This is a genomic window from Brevundimonas sp., from assembly GCF_036732845.1.
GTDB lineage: Bacteria > Pseudomonadota > Alphaproteobacteria > Caulobacterales > Caulobacteraceae > Brevundimonas.
In genome coordinates this window covers 23,686-42,340 of the sequence record NZ_DAINBO010000012.1, presented here as the reverse complement: position 1 = coordinate 42,340, position 18,655 = coordinate 23,686, and the positions used below count along the sequence as shown (strand labels likewise).

Annotated in this window: 14 protein-coding genes; 9 read left to right on the top strand and 5 right to left on the bottom strand. The window is 70.1% G+C overall.

Translation table 11 applies throughout. The features are described 5' to 3' along the window. Together rfaD and V7D63_RS06425 are read left to right on the top strand one after the other, a co-directional pair. Entirely contained in the window at positions 1-990 is a 990-nt protein-coding gene (gene rfaD, locus V7D63_RS06430) for an ADP-glyceromanno-heptose 6-epimerase (RefSeq protein ID WP_333591470.1), read from the top strand. Then, positions 987-2,096: a DUF3089 domain-containing protein gene (locus tag V7D63_RS06425; protein WP_333591439.1), complete on the top strand. Its 1,110-nt coding sequence runs from the start codon at positions 987-989 to the stop codon at positions 2,094-2,096. Before rfaD ends, V7D63_RS06425 begins: the two co-directional genes overlap by 4 nt. Here V7D63_RS06425 and recG read toward each other — a convergent pair. After that, positions 2,075-4,168, bottom strand: coding sequence for an ATP-dependent DNA helicase RecG (gene recG, locus V7D63_RS06420; RefSeq protein ID WP_333591438.1), 2,094 nt, complete (start codon positions 4,166-4,168; stop codon positions 2,075-2,077). The genes V7D63_RS06425 and recG overlap by 22 nt on opposite strands. A gap of 82 nt (positions 4,169-4,250) precedes the next feature. On the opposite strand from recG, the gene V7D63_RS06415 reads away from it, so the two are divergent. Together V7D63_RS06415 and mfd are read left to right on the top strand one after the other, a co-directional pair. Beyond that, positions 4,251-4,553, top strand: a complete 303-nt coding sequence (locus tag V7D63_RS06415; protein ID WP_333591437.1) for an FAD assembly factor SdhE — start codon at positions 4,251-4,253, stop codon at positions 4,551-4,553. Beyond that, positions 4,553-7,996, top strand: a complete 3,444-nt coding sequence (mfd, locus tag V7D63_RS06410; RefSeq protein WP_333591436.1) for a transcription-repair coupling factor — start codon at positions 4,553-4,555, stop codon at positions 7,994-7,996. Before V7D63_RS06415 ends, mfd begins: the two co-directional genes overlap by 1 nt. A 16-nt stretch (positions 7,997-8,012) precedes the next feature. On the opposite strand, the gene V7D63_RS06405 is transcribed toward mfd, so the two are convergent. Next, a complete protein-coding gene (locus V7D63_RS06405) occupies positions 8,013-9,320 on the bottom strand; it encodes a diguanylate cyclase domain-containing protein (RefSeq protein ID WP_333591435.1) in 1,308 nt (435 codons plus the stop codon). 162 nt (positions 9,321-9,482) lie between these two features. Here V7D63_RS06405 and V7D63_RS06400 point away from each other — a divergent pair, with 162 nt between their 5' ends. After that, on the top strand, positions 9,483-10,433 hold the full coding sequence (locus V7D63_RS06400) for a YihY/virulence factor BrkB family protein (protein WP_333591434.1): 951 nt from the start codon (positions 9,483-9,485) through the stop codon (positions 10,431-10,433). Here V7D63_RS06400 and V7D63_RS06395 read toward each other — a convergent pair. After that, positions 10,399-10,641, bottom strand: coding sequence for a sulfurtransferase TusA family protein (locus tag V7D63_RS06395; RefSeq protein WP_442882115.1), 243 nt, complete (start codon positions 10,639-10,641; stop codon positions 10,399-10,401). The two genes, V7D63_RS06400 and V7D63_RS06395, sit on opposite strands and share 35 nt — an antisense overlap. Next, positions 10,638-11,129 (bottom strand): CinA family protein, encoded by a 492-nt coding sequence (locus V7D63_RS06390; protein WP_333591433.1) that lies wholly within the window; start codon positions 11,127-11,129, stop codon positions 10,638-10,640. The genes V7D63_RS06395 and V7D63_RS06390 overlap by 4 nt, the downstream gene beginning before the upstream one ends. Before the next feature lie 82 nt (positions 11,130-11,211). Between V7D63_RS06390 and V7D63_RS06385 the strand changes: the two genes are divergently transcribed. Beyond that, positions 11,212-13,485: a spermidine synthase gene (locus V7D63_RS06385; protein WP_333591432.1), complete on the top strand. Its 2,274-nt coding sequence runs from the start codon at positions 11,212-11,214 to the stop codon at positions 13,483-13,485. Between the two features lie 145 nt (positions 13,486-13,630). Here V7D63_RS06385 and V7D63_RS06380 read toward each other — a convergent pair whose 3' ends face one another. Then, positions 13,631-14,773, bottom strand: a complete 1,143-nt coding sequence (locus V7D63_RS06380) for a bifunctional 2-C-methyl-D-erythritol 4-phosphate cytidylyltransferase/2-C-methyl-D-erythritol 2,4-cyclodiphosphate synthase (RefSeq protein ID WP_333591431.1) — start codon at positions 14,771-14,773, stop codon at positions 13,631-13,633. A gap of 107 nt (positions 14,774-14,880) precedes the next feature. Between V7D63_RS06380 and V7D63_RS06375 the strand changes: the two genes are divergently transcribed. From V7D63_RS06375 to V7D63_RS06365, 3 genes are read left to right on the top strand one after another with little or no spacing between them, the layout of a single operon-like run. After that, positions 14,881-15,300, top strand: a complete 420-nt coding sequence (locus V7D63_RS06375; RefSeq protein ID WP_333591430.1) for an MAPEG family protein — start codon at positions 14,881-14,883, stop codon at positions 15,298-15,300. Positions 15,301-15,341: 41 nt separating this feature from the next. Continuing rightward, entirely contained in the window at positions 15,342-16,397 is a 1,056-nt protein-coding gene (gene dusB, locus V7D63_RS06370; protein WP_333591429.1) for a tRNA dihydrouridine synthase DusB, read from the top strand. Continuing rightward, positions 16,394-18,655, top strand: a complete 2,262-nt coding sequence (locus V7D63_RS06365) for a sensor histidine kinase NtrY-like (protein ID WP_333591428.1) — start codon at positions 16,394-16,396, stop codon at positions 18,653-18,655. The genes dusB and V7D63_RS06365 overlap by 4 nt, the downstream gene beginning before the upstream one ends.

The window sequence follows — 18,655 nt, the reverse complement described above, 5'->3', positions numbered from 1 at the left end:
ATGATGGTGGTGACCGGCGGCGCCGGTTTCATCGGCTCGAACATCGTCGCCCGGCTGGCGGCCGAGGACCGCTGGGACGTCGTCGTCTGCGACCGGCTGGAGACGGCCGATCTGGCCAAGTGGAAGAACATCGCCAAGAGCCGGATCGCCGACCTGTGGGCGCCCGAGGAGCTGTTCCAAAAGCTGGAGCAGCATGCCGAGATCGTGGACGCCGTGATCCACATGGGGGCCATATCCTCGACCACCGAGCCGGACGCCGACCTGATCCTGCGCACCAATTTCAGCCTGTCGCGCGACCTGTGGGACTGGTGCGCCATCCGCGACAAGCGGTTGATCTACGCCTCGTCCGCCGCGACCTACGGCGATGGAGAGCGGGGGTTCGAGGACGATGACGCAATTGACGCCTTGTCTTCGCTATGCCCGCTAAACGCTTACGGTTATTCAAAAAGATTGTTCGATGAATACGCCGTGCGCCAGGCGTCCGAGGGGCATGCTCCGCGTCAGTGGGCGGGGCTGAAATTCTTCAACGTCTATGGCCCGAACGAATATCATAAGGGCGGGATGAAGTCGGTCGTGACCCAGATCTGGCCCAAGGTGGCCGCGGGCGAGACGGTCAGCCTGTTCCGTTCGCACAATCCGAACTATCCCGACGGCGGCCAGTTGCGCGACTTCGTCTATGTCGACGACGTGGTCGACATCATCGACTGGCTGCTGGCCACGCCCCAGGTCAATGGGATCTTCAACGCCGGTTCCGGCCAGGCCCGGTCGTTCGCCGACCTGGCCCGCGCGACCTTCGCCGCCGCCGGGAAAGAGCCGTCGATCGCCTATGTCGACATGCCCGAGACGATCCGCGACCGGTACCAGTATTTCACCGAGGCGCGCATGGACCGCTTGCGCGCCCTGGGCTTTTCCGGCCAGTCGACGCCGCTGGAGGAGGGCGTGCGCCGCTACGTCCAGGGCTTCCTGTCCCAGCCGGACCCCTATCGATGAGACCGCCCCGGCTGACCCTGCGCCAGTGGGTCGGCTACGTCGGCTTCGCCGCCGTCCTGATCCTGACGGCCGCCGTCGCCGTGTGGCGGGGCGACATCCTGCGCGCCGGGTTGGACCCGCAGCAGCCGTTCCAGACCTATGAGCCGCCGCCGCCGGCCGCCTATGCCGACGCCCAGGCCTGGGCCATGCGGGACGTGCGGATCGACGGCGCGGGACCGGCGGCGGTCTTCTTCGTGCATCCGACCACCTTCGCGGCCGCCCGCCAGTGGAACGGCCCGATCGGCGACCCGCAGGCCGACGCCTATCTGCGGCGCGTGGTCCTGCCCAACTACGCCGGGCCGTTCGCCCACGCCGGATCGATCAGCGCGCCGCGCTATCGCCAGGCCAGCCTCTACGCCCGACTGACCCTGCGTGACGACGCGCGTGAGGCGCGGGCCTTCGCCTATGCCGATGTCGACGCCGCCTTCACCGCCTTCTTGGCCGCGCATCCCACCGGCCCGATCATCCTGGCGGGGGTGGAGCAGGGCGGGGAGCTGGTGGATCGGCTGTTGCGAAGCCGCATGGCGCCTGACGCCGCGCTGCGCGGACGCCTAGTGGCCGCCTATCTGATCGACACGGTGACGGCGCGGGACCGCGCGCCGATCCCGGCCTGTTCGACGCGGGTTCAGACCGGCTGCATGCTGGCCTGGTCGCAGGTGAACGACGGCGACGAGGGCGCGGCCAGGCGGCGGCTGCGTCGGGCGCTGGTCTGGGACGACCGTGGGCGGCTGGTCGATCTGGGCGGACGGGCGGCCCTGTGCGTCAACCCCGTCACCGGCTCGACCGATGCGGCGCCGGTCCAGGCCCGAAATCATCGCGGCGCCACCAACGCCACCGGCCTGGAATGGGGCGCCCGCCCGGCCTTGATGGCCCGCGAGATGGCCACCCAGTGCCGCGACGGACTGTTGCGCCACACCGCGCCGCGTCGCGAATCTTTCCGCGAGCAAGGGAATTGGACGGAACGCAGAATGGCGCGCCCTTACAACCTGTTCTATGGTGATATTGAAGCTGATGTTCAGACGCGGCTGAGCAATTGGCGGGCGGCTCAGTCGGTTCCGAGGCGCTGAGTCCGCCAGTCGAACAGGGCCTCCAGCACCTGCACCGCCCGGCCGCGCGGCGAGACCAGATCCGGGTCGCGATCCAGCAGCATCCGCGCATCGTCGGCCGCCGCCAGCATCAGCGACCGATGCCGGATCGGATCGGCGAAACGATAGGCCGGGAAGCCGCTCTGTTTCAGGCCCAGCGGATCGCCGCCGCCGCGCAGACGGAAGTCCGCCTCGGCGATCTCGAAGCCGTCCTCGCTGTGACGCAGCATGTCCAGCCGTTCCTTGGCCGTCTCGCCCAGGGTTCCGTCAGGTCCCGCGCCGTACAGCAGGATGCAGGCGCTGGCCTTGGCCCCGCGTCCGACCCGGCCGCGAAGCTGGTGCAGTTGGGCCAGGCCGAAACGGTCGGCGTGTTCGATCACCATGATGGTGGCGTTGGGCACGTCCACGCCCACCTCGACCACGGTCGTGGCGACCAGCAGCGGCAGGCGGCCGTCGGCGAAATCGGCCATGACCCGTTCCCGCTCCGCGCTGTCCATCCGGCCGTGCGCCAGCCCGACCTGGACGCCCAGGATGCGTCGCAGATCGCCGGCCCGCGCCTCGGCGGCGGCCAGGTCGCTGGCCTCGGACTCGGCGACCAGGGGGCATATCCAATAGGCCTGGGCGCCCGTGTCGAGCGCCGCCTTCAGCCGTTTCGCCACCTCGCCGATCCGGGCCAGGGGCAGGACCGCCGTGGTCACCGGCGTGCGGCCCGGCGGTTTCTCGGTCAGGCGCGAGACGTCCAGTTCGCCGTATTGGGTCAGCTCCAGCGTGCGCGGGATGGGCGTGGCCGACATGGTCAGCAGATGCACCCCGCCCAGGCGCGGATCGCCCTTGGCCTGCAGCCGCTGGCGCTCGCTGACGCCGAAACGGTGCTGTTCGTCGACGACGGCCAGGGCCAGCCGGTCGAACCGCACCGCGTCCTGGAACAGGGCGTGGGTGCCGATCACGACCTGGACCGAACCGTCCAGCAGGGCTTGCAGCTTCCGGCGCCGTTCCGCCGCCCCGTCGCGGCCGGTCAGCAGGATGGACGACACCCCCGCCGCCTCCAGCATCGGTCCCAGCCGCTGATGGTGCTGGCGGGCCAGGATCTCTGTCGGGGCCATCAGGGCCGCCTGGAAGCCGCTGGACGCCGCATCGGCCAGGGCCAGGGCCGCCGCCGCCGTCTTGCCGGAGCCGACGTCGCCCTGAAGCAGCCGCCCCATGCGCCAGCCCGAGGCCAGGTCGGCGCGGATTTCGGCTATCGCCTGGGTCTGGGCGCCGGTCAGTGTGAAGGGCAGGGCGGCCAGCAACCGTTCCGACGCCTCGCCCGGGGCGATGACCGGGGCCGGTTCGACCAGGCGTGCGCGGCGACGCCGGGCCAGGGCCAGTTGGTGCGCCAGCAGCTCGTCATAGGCCAGCCTCTGACGCGGCGGCGCCTCGTCGGACAGGTCGAACTCGCTCGTGGGGGCGTGCACGGTCTCCAGCGCGGCGCGCCAGCCGGTCCAGCCGCGCGCGGCCAGCCAGGCCGGGTCCTGCCATTCCGCCAGGTCCGGGGCGGTCGCCAGCGCCGCCTGCGCCAGTTTGCGCACCTGACGCGAGGTCAGGCCCTGCGTCGCCGGATAGACGGGTTCGGCGGCCGGAATCTCATCGGCGCGTTCGGGCGGCAGGATGTAGTCGGGGTGCGGAACCTGCACCTCGCTGTTGAACCGTTCGATCTTGCCGCTGACGACGCGCTCGGTCCCGCGCGGGGCCAGCCGCTCGATCTGCTGGGGCGAGCCGGCGAACCAGATCAGATGCACGAAGCCGGTGTCGTCCGACGCCCGCAGCCGGAACGGCGCGCCGATCTTGTGCGGCGGGATCAGCCGGTCGATCCGCAGGCGGAAAATTCCGACCTCGCCCTCGACGGCGTCGGCGGCGGTCATCGGGCGTCGCCGGATCACGCCCGTGGGCGTCAGAAAGACCAGGTCGCGCACCAACGGTCCCGCCAGCCGTTCGACCAGCGGGGCGACGCGCGGTCCCACGCCTTTCAGGCTGGTGACCGGCGCGAACAGGGGAAAGAGAATCTCCGGCCGCATTTCCGCGCCACCATAGCTGGCGAAACGTCCGGCGGAACGCTATCTGACGCGCCTTGATGATGAAACGGAGCGGGAAAACCGCGTGGCCGAGGATAACGCACGTCTGAACGAGAAACGCGGGCGCATCGCCTTCCGCGCCTGGCGTCGCGGCTTCCGCGAGGCGGACCTGGTGCTGGGTCCGTTCGTGGAGCGCGAAGGCCCGTCCCTGACCGAGGCCGAGCTGGACGAGCTGGAGGCCTTGCTGAACATCGACGACCAGTATCTGTACGCCTGGATCATCGGCCGCGAGCCGACCCCGGCCGAGCATGAGACCCCGTTGATGGCCCGCATCCGCGCCTTCATGCGCGACCATGTCGCCGCCGTGGTGGCCCAGGGCGCGGGCTGATGGACGGATCGGCCGCGCGGCGCATGGACGTGGAGCTGGGCGGCGCGCCCGAGGGGCTGGACGCCCTGATCGTGGCGCGGGCGCTGGCCGACGGCGGCCTGGGCCTGTTCGTCGCGCGGGATTTCCAGCGCGCGGGAAGCTTCACTCAGGCATTCCAGTTTTTCGCCCAAAATATTGAAATTCTGGAATACCCCGCCTGGGATTGCCTGCCCTATGATCGGCTGAGTCCGTCCGCCTCGGTGGCGGCCCAGCGGATGGCGACCCTGACGCGGCTGGCCGAACGCAAGGCGGGCGATCCGCCGCTGCTGGTCGTCGCCACCGTGGCCGGAGCGATCCAGCGCACCCCGCCCAAGGACGCCACCCGGCGCGCCGGCTTCTCGGCCCGTGTCGGCCAGGACCTCGATACGGCGGCGCTGGAGCGGTATTTCGCCGCCAACGGCTATGTCCGCGCCTCGACCGTGTCGGAACGTGGCGAGTTCGCGGTGCGCGGCGGGGTGATCGACGTCTTCCCGCCGGGCTTCGACGATCCGGTGCGGCTGGACCTGTTCGGTTCAGAGCTGGAGTCCATTCGCACCTTCGATCCCGAGACCCAGCGATCGACCGGCCAGCGCAAGGCCGTGGACCTGGCCCCGGTGTCGGAGATCCAGTTGGACGCCGACGCCGTGTCGCGGTTCCGCACCGGCTATCTGAACCTGTTCGGCGCGGGCGGCGACGATCCGCTCTATGTCTCGATCAGCGAGGGCGCGCGCCGCCAGGGCATGGAGCAGTGGCTGCCGCTGTTCTACGACCGGCTGGACACGCTGTTCGACTATCTGCCCGATGACGCCCAGGTGTTCCTGGACCACCAGGCGGAGGGCGCGCGCGGCGAGCGCTGGAGCCTGACCGAAGACGCCTATGAGGCGCGGCGCGAGGCGGCCAAGACCAAGGGCGCGGGCCTGTCGAACCGGGCCTTGGCGCCGCAGCGGCTTTACCTGACGCAGGAAGACTGGAACTCGGCCCTGGCCGGGCGCGACGTGCGCCGGTTCACGCCGTTCAGCGGCGAGGGTCAGGACGCGGGCGGACGGCTGGGCCGCACCTTCGCCGCCGAACGGGCGCAGGACAGCGTCAATCTGTTCGAGGCCGTGGCCCGCCACGCCGAGGCGCTGAAGGCCGAGGGCCGCCGCGTCCTGTTCGCCAGTTGGAGCGAAGGCTCGTCCGAGCGCCTGGCCGCCATGCTGGGCGACCATGGGCTGCAACACGTCATCGCCGTGCGCGACTGGCGCGACGTTCAGGCGGCGCCGCAGGGCGTCTATCTGCGCGGCGTCCTGCCGGTCGAGCACGGCTTCACCACCGACGACCTGGCCGTGGTGTCAGAAACCGACATCCTGGGCGACCGCCTGGCTCGGCCCAAGCGCAAGCGCCGGGCGTCGAACTTCCTGGCCGAGGCCTCGGCCCTGACGGCTGGCGATCTGGTCGTGCACCTGGATCACGGCATCGGCCGCTATGAGGGGCTGAAGACGCTGGACATCCAGCAGGCCCCGCACGACTGCCTGGAGATCCTCTACGCGGGCGAGAGCAAGCTGTTCCTGCCGGTCGAGAACATCGACCTTCTGACGCGCTACGGGACCGACAGCGACGGCGTGCAACTGGATCGGCTGGGCGGCGCCGGCTGGCAGGCGCGCAAGGCCAAGGCGAAGGAACGGCTGCGCGCCATGGCCGAGGGCCTGATCGCCCTGGCCGCCAAACGCGCCCTGCGCACGACCGAGTCCATCACCCCGTCGTCCGGCCTGTTCGACGAATTCTGCGCCCGCTTCCCGTACGAAGAGACCGAGGACCAGCTCAACGCCATCGGCGATGTGCTGGAGGATCTCGGCAAGGGCCAGCCGATGGATCGGCTGATCTGCGGCGACGTCGGCTTCGGCAAGACCGAGGTGGCCCTGCGCGCCGCCTTCGTGGTGGCCATGAGCGGCAAACAGGTGGCCGTGGTCGCCCCGACCACCCTGTTGGCGCGCCAGCATTTCAAGACCTTCTCGGAACGCTTCGCCGGTTGGCCGGTCAAGGTGCGCCACCTGTCGCGCATGGTCACCGCCAAGGATGCGGCTGAGACGCGCGTGGGTCTGAAGGACGGCTCGTTCGAGATCGTGGTCGGCACCCATGCGGTGCTGTCCGATCAGGTCGGCTTCCGCGACCTGGGCTTGGTCATCGTCGACGAGGAGCAGCATTTCGGCGTCAAGCACAAGGAGAAGCTGAAGACGCTGCGCGCCGACGTGCACCTGCTGACGCTCACCGCCACGCCGATCCCGCGCACCTTGCAGATGGCCCTGTCGGGCATCCGCGAGATGTCGATCATCGCCACCCCGCCGGTCGATCGCCTGGCCGTGCGCACCTATGTCACGCCGTGGGACCCGGTCTTGGTCCGCGAGGCCCTGCTGCGCGAGAAATATCGCGGCGGCCAGGCCTACTATGTCGCACCGCGCCTGAAGGATCTGCCGGACATCGAGCGGTTCCTGCGTGAACAGGTGCCCGAGGTGAAATTCGTCGTCGGCCACGGCCAGATGTCGCCGACCCAGCTCGAAGCCGTCATGACCGCCTTCTACGACGGCGAATACGATGTGCTGGTCTCGACCACCATCGTGGAGTCCGGTCTCGACATTCCGACCGCCAACACCCTGGTGGTGCACCGCGCCGACATGTTCGGTCTGGCTCAACTGTACCAGATCCGCGGCCGCGTCGGCCGGTCCAAGGCGCGGGCCTTCGCCTATCTGACGACCGACCCGACCAAGCCCATGACCCTGTCGGCCGAGCGGCGGCTGCAGGTGCTCCAGTCGCTGGACAATCTGGGGGCCGGTTTCCAGCTCGCCAGCCACGACCTGGACCAGCGCGGCGGCGGCAATCTGCTGGGCGACGAACAGTCGGGCCACATCCGCGAGGTCGGCGTCGAACTGTACCAACAGATGCTGGAGGACGCGGTCAACGAACTGCGCGAGGCGGGCGAGGGGGCGCCGGATCGAGGCTGGTCGCCAGCGATCAATGTCGGCGCATCCGTATTGATTCCAGAAAACTACGTCCCAGACCTGAACGTTCGTCTCAGCCTGTATCGCCGCCTGTCGGACGCCGAACGGATGGAGGACCGCGAGGCCCTGGCCGCCGAACTGATCGACCGCTTCGGCCCGCTGCCGGACGAGGCGAAGCAACTGCTCCGCATCGTCGGGATCAAGGCCGCCTGCCGCACCGCCTGCATCGAAAAGATCGACGTCGGGCCGTTGGGCGCCGTTCTGACCCTGCGCGACAACCGCTTCCCCAACCCGGTCGGTCTGGTCGGCCTGATCCAGAAGAACCACGCCTTCTGGAAGATCCGGCCGGATCAGAAGATCGTGGTCAAGGGCGACTGGCCCACGGCCGAGGATCGCTTGAAGGTCGCCGAACGCATCACCGCCGACCTGGCGCGCGTGGCGGGGGCCTGATCGGGGGCGGCGTCCGTCAGCTCGTCTCTATGTGACGGGCCAGATCCATCGACGCCCGTTCCAGCAGGGCGGCCGGGCTTTCCTCGGACCCCAGTTCGGCCACGCCGACATCGAACTCGACCACGAAGGGCGAACGGTCGGGTCCGGCGTCGAAGGCGGTGCAGCCGATCACGGCGGCGATGCGCTCGGCCGCCAGGCGCGCCGCCGGGCCGGGCGTGGCCGGCAGGGCCAGGGCGAAGACCTCGGGCGCCAGCCGCGCCGCCGTATCCTCGACGCGGACCAGGCGCGACACCATGGCCCCGATTTGGGGCATGGCCCGGTCCAGCCAGCCGCCGGCGCGGGCGTGACGCACCGCCTCGGTCTCGGCCACCCGCAGGACGCAGGCCGACATCGGCCGTTTGCGCGCCCGCGCGCCCAGGGCCAGCTTGGCCAGGTGGGCCGCGAACAGTTCGGGCGTGAACAGGCCGGTCGACGGGTCCATCAGGCCCGAGGCGCGCACCCCGTCCAGCGCCCGCCGCACCGCCTGGTCGCGGCGATGGGTGCGGGCCAGGCCCAGCACCCGCTCGGCCGTCTCGTCCTCGGACGTCTCGGCCGTGGCGACGTCGGCCAGGCCCCGGTTGTACAGTTCGCTCAGGTTTATCTCGCCAGTCCCGCGCAGATAGAGGACCAGGGGGATGTGATACAGGCGCGTGTTGCGCTTCATGCCCGAGGCGATGGACAGGGCCGGGGCGTGGTCTTCGGCGCCCCACAGCACCGCCGCGTCAAAGGCGCTCTCATGCAGATAGTCGAAGGCGGTATAGGGCGTCGGCGCCGCCACCACCTCGGCCCCGCGTTCGGTCAGGGCGTTGGACAGGGCCAGGAAGCGTCGATCCGGCGCCCCGGCGGCCAGGATGCGCGGCCGTGATTCGACCCCCGCGTCGGTCTTCAGCGCGACGCCGCGCGCGGCGAAGGTGGCCTGGCGCAGATTGAACTCTTCCTGGGCGATGGCGGCGCGATGCAACTGCTCCAACCGCAGGGCCGCCTGGGCCGGGTGCGGCGTCTGGCTCATCGTCAGGTCGGCGTCGGCCGCTTCGTCCGCGCCGATGACGATCACCGGCAGGCGGCGGGGCAGGGCGGCTTCACGCAGCCGGGCCACGACATCGTCGGCCAGGCCGTCCGCCTCGACCACGGCGGCTTCCAGAGGCAGGTCGCGCAAGGTGGCGGCGGCCGCCTGGATCGAATGGGCCGTCACCGTGCGCCAGCCCAGGGCGTCGAGACCCTGACACAACGGCCCGGCCCGATCATCGGTCGCGGCGACGACCAGAACGCGCGGATCGGACTCCAAGGGCGGCCTCCAGCAGCCCGCCGCCGACTCCCGGTGCGGGCGCGCGGACCATAGCGACGGCGTGCTTGCGGATGCAATGGCGTGTGAGGCGCGCCTGTTGATGACGCTTTCATGGCGCGCGAATTCCGTTAGACTCGTCAGGCGCTGTGTGGGGAAGCCGGCTTGAGTTCCAATGTAAGCGAGATCGCCTCGCCGTCCTTCTGGGGGCGGCTGGCCGTGCGGGCCTTCACCCGCAGTTGGGGCCGCGACGTCATGCTGTACACGGGCGGGGTGTCCTTCTTCGCCCTGCTGGCGGTGTTTCCGGCCATCGCCATCCTGATCGGCATCTACAAGGTCGGTTTGTCGATCGGCCCGGTCAGCCAGCAGGCGGCGGCCCTGGCCGACGTCTTGCCGCACGCGGCGCGGGCCATTTTCCTGGCCGAGATCGAACGTTTGGCCTCGACCTCGGCCGGCACGGTGTCGGCCCAGTCGGCCTTCGCCCTGATCATCGGCGCCTATGCTGCGCATCGTGGTTTCAAGGCATTGTTGGCCGGACTTAATCTCATACATGATGAAACTGAGCCGCACGGCTTCTTCCGGTTCAACCTGCTGGCCTTTTTCGTCGCCCTGTTCGCCTTCGGCCTGTTCACCCTGGTGTCCGGCGCCGTGGTCACCGCGCGGGTGATGATGCACGCGGGCAACGCCGCCGCGGGCGCGGCCGCCGCGGGCGCCGCTCCGGCGTCGGGCGGCCTGCCGCTGGACGGTCTCTTGCCGGCGCTCGGCCTGGCCCTGGGCCTGTCCATGCTCTACCGCTACGCCATGAGCCATCGGACGCGGGTGGCCTGGACGCCGTCGATCACCGGCGGGGTGGTGGCGACCCTGTTGTCGACGATCTCGTCGTGGCTGTGCGCCATCTATGTCGAGCAGATCGCCCAGCTCGGCGCGACCTACGGCTCGGTCGGCGCGGTCGTGGTGCTGCTGATCTGGCTGTCGTGGAACGTCAACGCCATCTTCTACGGCGGGGCCTTCGCCACCGAGATGGAGATCGCCTGGCGTTCGCGCGGCGCCCCCGATGTGGACGAGACCTCGGCCGAGGTGGTCAGTCTGTCGGCGCGGCGGGCGTCTCGACGGTGATCGCCAGGACGCCGTCGGTCTCTTCGACGCCGATCACCGACCCGCCGAGCTGATCGATCAGGAAGGGCGCGTCGATCCGCGCCATCGGATCGGTCGCCAACAGGGTCAGCCGCGCGCCGGGCGCGGCCGTTTCCATCGCCTTGCGCAGCCGCAGGGTCGGCACCGGGCATTTGTGGCCGCGTGCGTCGATGACCGTCGCGGCGATCACCCCAGCCGCTCCAACAGCATCACCAGCGCCTGTTCGACGCTGGCCCGGCGCACCGCCTCGCGGTCGATGTCGCCGAACCGGCGCTCGACGTGAACCAGGCCGCCGTCCGGTCCCGCCGTGGCGAAATGCACCAGGCCCACGGGCTTGTCGGCCGAGCCGCCGCCCGGCCCGGCCACGCCGGTGATCGCCACGGAGATCGCCGCGTCCGACTGTTCGACGGCGCCGCGCGCCATCTCCAGGGCGGTTTCGCGCGACACCGCGCCATGGGCGTTCAGCGTCGCCTCGGCCACGCCCAGCATCCGCGCCTTGGCGGCGTTGCTGTAGGTGACGAAGCCGCGATCCAGCGCCGCCGAAGATCCCGCGATCTCGGTGATCGCCCCCGCGACCAGGCCGCCGGTGCAGCTCTCGGCCGTGACGATCGTCAGGCCGCGTTCGGTCGCGCGGACGACGACGCGGCGGGCCAGGGATTCGATCTCTTCGGGAAACATCTTGGGCTATCCGCAAGCGTGGCGAGTCGGTCTAGCGTCCCATGATGGGCGCTGTCGACCGCGCCGACGCCAGGGGACCCGAATGACCGACGCCGTCGTGACCGCCGCGCCCGGAAAGGGCGACCGGCTGACGCCCGCCCTGTTCGCCCTGGCCATCTTCACCTCGGCCTCGCTGGTCTTCGTGGTCCAGCCGATGGTGGCCAAGCTGGTCCTGCCGATGCTGGGCGGATCGCCGTCGGTGTGGAACACCTCGATGGTCTTCTTCCAGGCGGCGCTTCTGGGCGGCTACGCCTATGCCCACGCCCTGCAACGGATCGGCTCGATCCGGGTGCAGGTGGGCGTGCATCTGGCCCTGTTGCTGGCGGCGGCCCTGTTCCTGCCGCTGCACATCTCGGGCGCCCTGGGCGAGCCGAACCCTTCGGCCCCGATCGGCTGGCTGTTGGCGACCCTGGCGCTGTCGGTCGGCGCGCCCTTCGCGGTGCTGTCGGCGACCGCGCCCCTGCTTCAGGCCTGGTACGCCCGTGTCCGCGCGGGGCATGAGGACGGCCAGAACCCCTATGTCCTGTACGCCGCCTCGAACCTGGGCAGTTTCCTGGCCCTGCTGTCCTATCCGCTGCTGATCGAGCCGCTGGCGACCCTGGGCGGTCAGCGCGGCGGCTGGAGCCTGGGATATGGCGTCTTCATCCTGATGGTCGCGGCCCTGGCCGTCGTGGTCTGGCGCAGCCGCGACGCGGCCGAAGAGCCGCCGCCCCTGGCCGTCAGCGCGCCCATCCCCTGGCTCGACAAGCTGAAACTGGTCCTGTTGGCCGCCGCGCCGTCCAGCCTGATGCTGGGCGTCACCGCCCATCTGTCGACCGACGTGGCCTCGGCGCCCTTTCTGTGGGTCGTGCCGCTGGCCCTGTATCTGCTGACCTTCGTCATCGCCTTCCAGAACAAGCCGGTCATCCCGATCTGGCTGACGCTGATGCTGCAAGGCACGCTGACGGCGGCCTGCATCATGCTGGTGGCCTTCCGCACCGGCTATTGGCCGATGTTGTTCGCCATCCATCTGGCGACCTTCTTCTTCACCGCCCTGATGTGCCATCAACTGCTGGCCGAGCGGCGGCCCGCGCCGGATCGCCTGACCGAATTCTATCTGCTGCTGTCGCTGGGCGGGGTGGTCGGCGGCGCCTTCACGGCCCTGCTGGCGCCGGTGATCTTCGATACGGTGTGGGAATATCCGCTGGTGCTGGTGCTGGTCGGCCTGGCCCGGCCGATGAAGCGGACCCCGGTCGAGAAGTCCGAGATCATCACCTTCGTCGTCGGCCTGCTGATCGCCGCGACGCCGCCGATCCTGTCGGCCGCCTTCCAGGCCGACTGGGACCTGGCCTGGGCCTTCAACCGCCATGTGCCGTGGGACATGCAGCAGTTGTCGATCGCCATCCTGGGCATGGCGGCGATCTGCGCCTTCCTGTTGCGCGACCGGACGCCGGCCTTCGTCATCCTGATCGCGGCCATGGCCCTGTCGTCGCAATACATCGCGCGCGGCTATGAGGCGAAACTGTCGGATCGCAGCTTCTTCGGCGTGTTGAAGGTGGCCGAGACCCAGGACCCGCGCATGGGCGGCGCGGTCCATGTGCTGATGCACGGCACCACCCTGCACGGCGCCCAGCCGCGCGATCCGGTGATGCGCTGCAATCCCACTCTCTATTATGCGCCGTCCACGCCGATCGGGCAGGTCAGCCTGGCCCAGCGCGACAAGCCCGGCGCCGTGATCGGCGTGGTGGGCCAGGGATCGGGCGCCCTGGCCGGCTACAAGCGCGCGACCGACACCCTGACCTTCTTCGAGATCGACCCGCTGGTGGACCGCATCTCGCGCGATCCGAAATGGTTCACCTTCATCTCCGACTGCGCCGACGGGCCGGTGCGCACCGTGCTGGGCGACGCGCGTCTGACGCTCGGCAAGGAGGCCAAGGGGACCTATGACCTGTTGGTCATCGACGCCTTCTCATCGGACGCGGTGCCCACGCACCTGCTGACCGAAGAGGCGATCAAACTGTATCTCAGCCTGCTGAAACCGGACGGCGTCGTCCTGTTGCACCTGTCGAACCGCAACCTGGAGATCACCCTGCCGGCCCAGGCCGCGGCCCAGGCCCTGCATGTCCCGGCCCTGCATCAGATCTATCGCGAAAGCGACCGTGCGCCCGAAATGGCCGAGGCCTCCACCGAGGCCCTGATCCTGTCGCCGACCGAGGCCGGGCTGGCGCGCTATCGCGACGACCCGCGCTGGAACCAGTTGCAGCAGACGCAGGTGCGGCCGTGGACTGACGACTACGTCAATCTGATCGGTTCGCTGTGGCGCCACATCACGCAGTGATTTGATCCGTCACCCTCGGGCTTGTCCCGAGGGCCTATCATTCCACGTCGCTCGACAGCGGATGGGAGAGACCGCTTTGCGCATCATCTTCGGTCCAGAGTGAAGTCGGCATGGGTCCTCGGGACAAGCCCGAGGATGACGGAGTTTATGAGATCGCTGGCAGTTCCACCGTCGCCACGGCCTGAGCCGCCAGGCCCTCGCCGCGCCCTGTGAAGCCCATGGCCTCGGTCGTGGTGGCCTTCACGCTGACGGCCGACAGCGGCAGGTCCAGCAGGGCGGCCAGCCGTTCACGCATCGCTTGACGGTGCGGCTTCACCTTGGGCCGTTCGCAGATCAGGGTCACGTCCACATTGACGATCCGCCCGCCGCGCGCCGCCACCAGACCGGCGGCGTGGGCCAAGAAGCGGTCGGAAGACGCCCCCTTCCATTGCGGGTCGGTCGGCGGGAAGTGATCGCCGATGTCGCCGTCGCCGATGGCGCCCAGGATGGCGTCGGTCAGGGCGTGCAGGCCCGCGTCGGCGTCGGAATGGCCGATCAGGGTCTGGTCGTGCGCGATCTCGACTCCGCACAGCCAGACCGAGCCGCCCGGTCCCCAGCGGTGGGCGTCGAAACCCATGCCGACGTGGGTCCGGCGCGCGATCAGGGCCTCGGCCATGGCGAAATCCTCGGGATAGGTCAGCTTCATCAGGCGCGGATCGCCCGCCACGGCGACGATGCGGGCCCCGTTTGCGCGCACGGCCTCGGCCTCGTCGGTCGGCGGCTCGGCGCCGGTCCAGGCGGCATGGGCGGCTTCGACCGTCGTGCGGCGAAAGGCCTGGGGCGTCTGGGCGCGGACCAGGCCGTCGCGGGCCACGCTGTCGCCGACGGCGCCGTCATCGACTTTTCGCAGACTGTCGGCCACGGCCAGGCCGGGCAGGGCGCCGTCGGCGGTCTCCAGCGCCGCCAGCAACCGCGCGATCACCTCGTCGGACAACAGGGGCCGCGCCGCGTCATGGATCAGCACCGGCTGGTCCGGCCCGCACGCCAGGGCCGCCAGCCCCGCGCGCACCGAGGCCGCCCGCGTCGCGCCGCCGGTCACGGCCCGCCAACCGCCCAAGCCGCTCAGCGCCGCGTCCAGCGCCGCCTGCGCCCCCGGTGCGATGACCACGATCACCTCGTCCGCCCCCGCCGCCGCCAGCGCCTCGACCGACCAGCGCACGACCGGACGTCCGGCCAGCGGCCGCCACTGTTTGCCGCCCCCGGCGCGAGACCCGCTTCCGGCGGCGACGATGACGGCTGAGAACTGCATGAGGCGCTTCTAACGTCCGGCTTCGCTCGTGACGAGGGGGCCTCCCGCACGCTTTACAGCCGTCCTGATCGCGCCCAGCCTCCGCCTTCCTGGGGGGAAGCGCGATGATGGAATCCATATTGGCGCCGGTGACGGCCCTGGTGCTGTGGTCGCTGGTCATCTGGGTGTGGATGTACGCCACGCGCCTGCCGGCCATGTCCCGGGCGCGGATCAAGCTGGATCCGACCCTACCGTCGGGACAGTTGCTCAGTGGACTGCCCCCCGACGTGCGCTGGAAGGCCGACAACTACAACCACCTGATGGAGCAGCCGACCCTCTTCTACGCCACGGCCCTGACGCTGGCCGTCGCCGGGGGCGGTCTGGACGCCGTCAACATCGGCCTGGCCTGGGCCTATGTCGGTCTCAGGGTGGCGCACAGCCTGGTTCAGACTACGGTCAATGTGATCGCGGTGCGGTTCGGGCTGTTCGTTCTGGCGACCCTGACCCTGGCGGCCCTGGCGCTGCGGACGGCGCTGGTCGTCTTCTGAGGCGTGGACCGGGGCGGGCGGACGCCCTATCTGGCTGCGGCATGAGCCGTGACCTTCAGATCGGAGACGTGACCATTCCCGGCCGGGTGCTGGCCGCGCCCATGACGGGGATCACCGACCTGCCGTTCCGTCGGCTGGCGGCGCGGCTGGGCGCGCCCTATGTCGCCACCGAAATGGTGGCCTCGGCCGAGCTGGCGCGCGGGCGGCCCGACGTGGTGCGGCGCGCGGCGGTGGGGCAGGGCCTGCCCCTGACGGTCATCCAACTGGTCGGCGCCGACGCGGGCAAGATGGCCCAGGGGGCGCGCATGGCGGAACAGGCGGGCGCCGACATCATCGACCTGAATTTCGGCTGCCCGGCCAAGGAGGTCACCGGCGCCGCCTGCGGTTCGGCCCTGATGCGCGACCCCGATCAGGCCTGCCGCATCATCGCGGCGGTCGTGGGCGCGGTCAGCCGTCCGGTCACGGTCAAGATGCGCCTGGGCTGGGACGAGACCACCCGCAACGCCGCCGACATCGCCCGCCGGGCCGAGAGCATCGGCGTCGCCGCCGTCACCGTGCACGGCCGTACGCGCAAGCAGTTCTACACCGGCGCCGCCGACTGGGCCGCCGTGGCAGAGGTCAAGGCGGCGGTCGGCGTTCCGGTCATCGTCAACGGCGACATCCTGAGCGCGGATGACGCGCGGGCGGCGCTGGCCGCCTCGGGCGCCGACGCCCTGATGCTGGGCCGGGGCGTCTATGGGCGGCCGTGGCTTCCGGCCTATCTGGAGCGGGCGCTGGCCGACGGGACGATGTTGGAGGAGCCGGGCAGGGCGGATCGCCTGGCCATCGTGATCGACCACCTGCGCGCCTCGGTCGCCTTCTACGGCCTGCCGCTGGGCCTGAAGATGTTCCGCAAGCATCTGGGCTGGTACGTCGAACAGGCCCCCTGGCCCGCCGATCCGCTCGAACGCCGCGCCGCCAAGGCCAGCCTGTGTCGTTTGGACACGCCGGACGAGGTCGAGGCGGCCCTGGAAAGCCTGTGGTGCGGGAGCGTGACGCAAGGCTGCAACTCCGGTGTTGATTTGTCGTCACAGTCGAGAGAAGCTGCCGTGGCATGACCGCCACGCCCGCCGCGCTGGAAGCCTCGGAACCCGCCGCCTCGCGCTGGGCGTGGCTGACCAGCAGCCGCTCTCGCGCGGCCTTCGGTCTGGCCTATCTGGCCGCGGTGCTGATCACCTGTTTGGCGATCTGGCTGGTGGCCGTGGCTCCCGGCGACACGACGGGCGGCGCGCGCGCCCAGGCCAGCCGCGCGGTGCTTTACATTCTTCTGGCCAATCTGGTGGTCATCGCCGGTCTGGCGGTCGTGGCGGCGCGGCGCGTGCGCCGTCTGGTGCGCGACAGGGCCGATCCCGGCGCGCGCCTGCACCTGCGGTTCGTCGCCATCTTCTCGGCCGTGGCCCTGGCGCCGGCCATCCTGATCGCCTTGGTGTTCGGTGTTCTGGTCAATCGAGGCGTCGACCAGTGGTTCAGCGACAATGTGCGTTCGGCGGTCGACAACGGCGCCGAGATCGGCCGCGCCTATGTCAACGACGTCGGCTCGGGTCTGGAGCGCGACCTGGACGCCATGGCCAATGAGCTGGGCGGCGTTCGCGGCGTCTTCGGCAACCGCATCCAGTTCTCCAGCGCCCTGATCCAGGTGGCGGACTTCTTCGGCTATCCGGCCGTCTATATCCTGGACAGCCGGGGGACGGTGCTGGCCCAGGGGACGCTGCCGGGCGCCCCGCCCTATGTCGCCCCGCCGCACGAGGCGTTCGAGACGGCGGCCCAGGGCGAAAGCGCGCCGGTCGAGGTGACTGAGAACCCCGACGTCATCCGCGCCGTCTATCCCTTGCCCGACTATGGCGACGCCTATCTGTACGTCGTGCGGCCGTTGGCGCCGGGCCTGGTCGCGCGGATGCGCAACGGCGCCGATTCCATCGCGGCCTATCGCGAGGCGACCGAAAGCCGCGCGCGCATCCAGACGGCCTTCGCGCTCAGCTATCTGGAGACGGCCCTGCTGGTCCTGGTCGGCGCCGTGTGGCTGGGTCTGTCGGCGGCGGGGGCGATCTCGGCCCCCATCGCCCGCCTGGTCAAGGCGGCCGATCAGGTGGCGGGCGGGGATCTGACCGCGCGGGTGGACGCCCAGAACGATCCAGGCGAAATTGCCGTCTTGTCCAACGCTTTCAATCGTATGACAGGCGATCTTCAGGCTCAGCAAGAGGCGTTGCGCGCCGCCAGCGACGACGCCCAGGCCCGCAGCCGCTTCATCGAGACCGTGCTGTCCGGCGTCAGCGCCGGGGTCATCGGCCTGGACCGCCGGGGCCGCATCTCGGCCATCAACGACAGCGCCCTGCAACTGCTGGCCATCTCCGAGACCGACGTCCACGGCAAGGCCCTGGCCAAGGTCTCGCCGGAACTCAGCGATCTGGTCGGCCGGGCCGAGGCGCATATCGAGGAAGACATCGACGTCAGCCGCGAGGGCGAGACGCGGCGCCTGCGTGTCCGCATCGAGGGCGGCCTGGGCGGCGAGATGGTGCTGACCTTCGACGACATCACCCGCCTGGTCACGGCTCAGAGGAACGCCGCCTGGCGCGACGTGGCCCGCCGCATCGCCCACGAGATCAAGAACCCGCTGACCCCGATCCAGCTTTCGGCCGAACGTCTGCGCCGCAAATACCGCGCCCGCATCGCCGACGACGTCGACACCTTCGACCGCTGCACCGAGACCATCATCCGCCAGGTCGGCGACATCGGCCGCATGGTCGATGAATTCTCGGCCTTCGCGCGGATGCCCGCGCCGCGTTTCGCGCCCGAAAATCCCGCCGAACTGCTGCGCCAGGCCGTCTTCGCCCAGCGCGTCGCGGCGCCCGAGATCCTGGTCGAGATCGCCGAACCCCTGCCCAAGGCGGTGCTGAACTGTGACGGCCGCATGGTCGGCCAGGCCCTGACCAACATCCTGAAGAACGCGGGCGAGGCGGTGGCCGCGCATCGCGCCGCCAAGGGCATGAGCTTCGACCGCGCCCATCCGGGCGTCATCGCTCGCCTGGAGGTCGAGGACGGCGTCGCCGCCTTCGTCATCGAGGATGACGGCGTCGGCCTGCCCGCCAAGGACCGCGACCGCCTGACCGAACCCTATGTCACCACGCGCGAGAAGGGCACGGGCCTGGGCCTGGCCATCGTCAAACGCATCTGTGAGGACCATGGCGGCGAGCTGCGGCTGGCCGACGCCGCACGGCTGGGCGGCGCGCGAATTTCTCTGACCTTCCCCCTGCAACCGACCGTCAAGGCCGGCCGCGACGAGGCGTCCAAGGGCGCCGGCGCGGTCGCCGCCGAATAG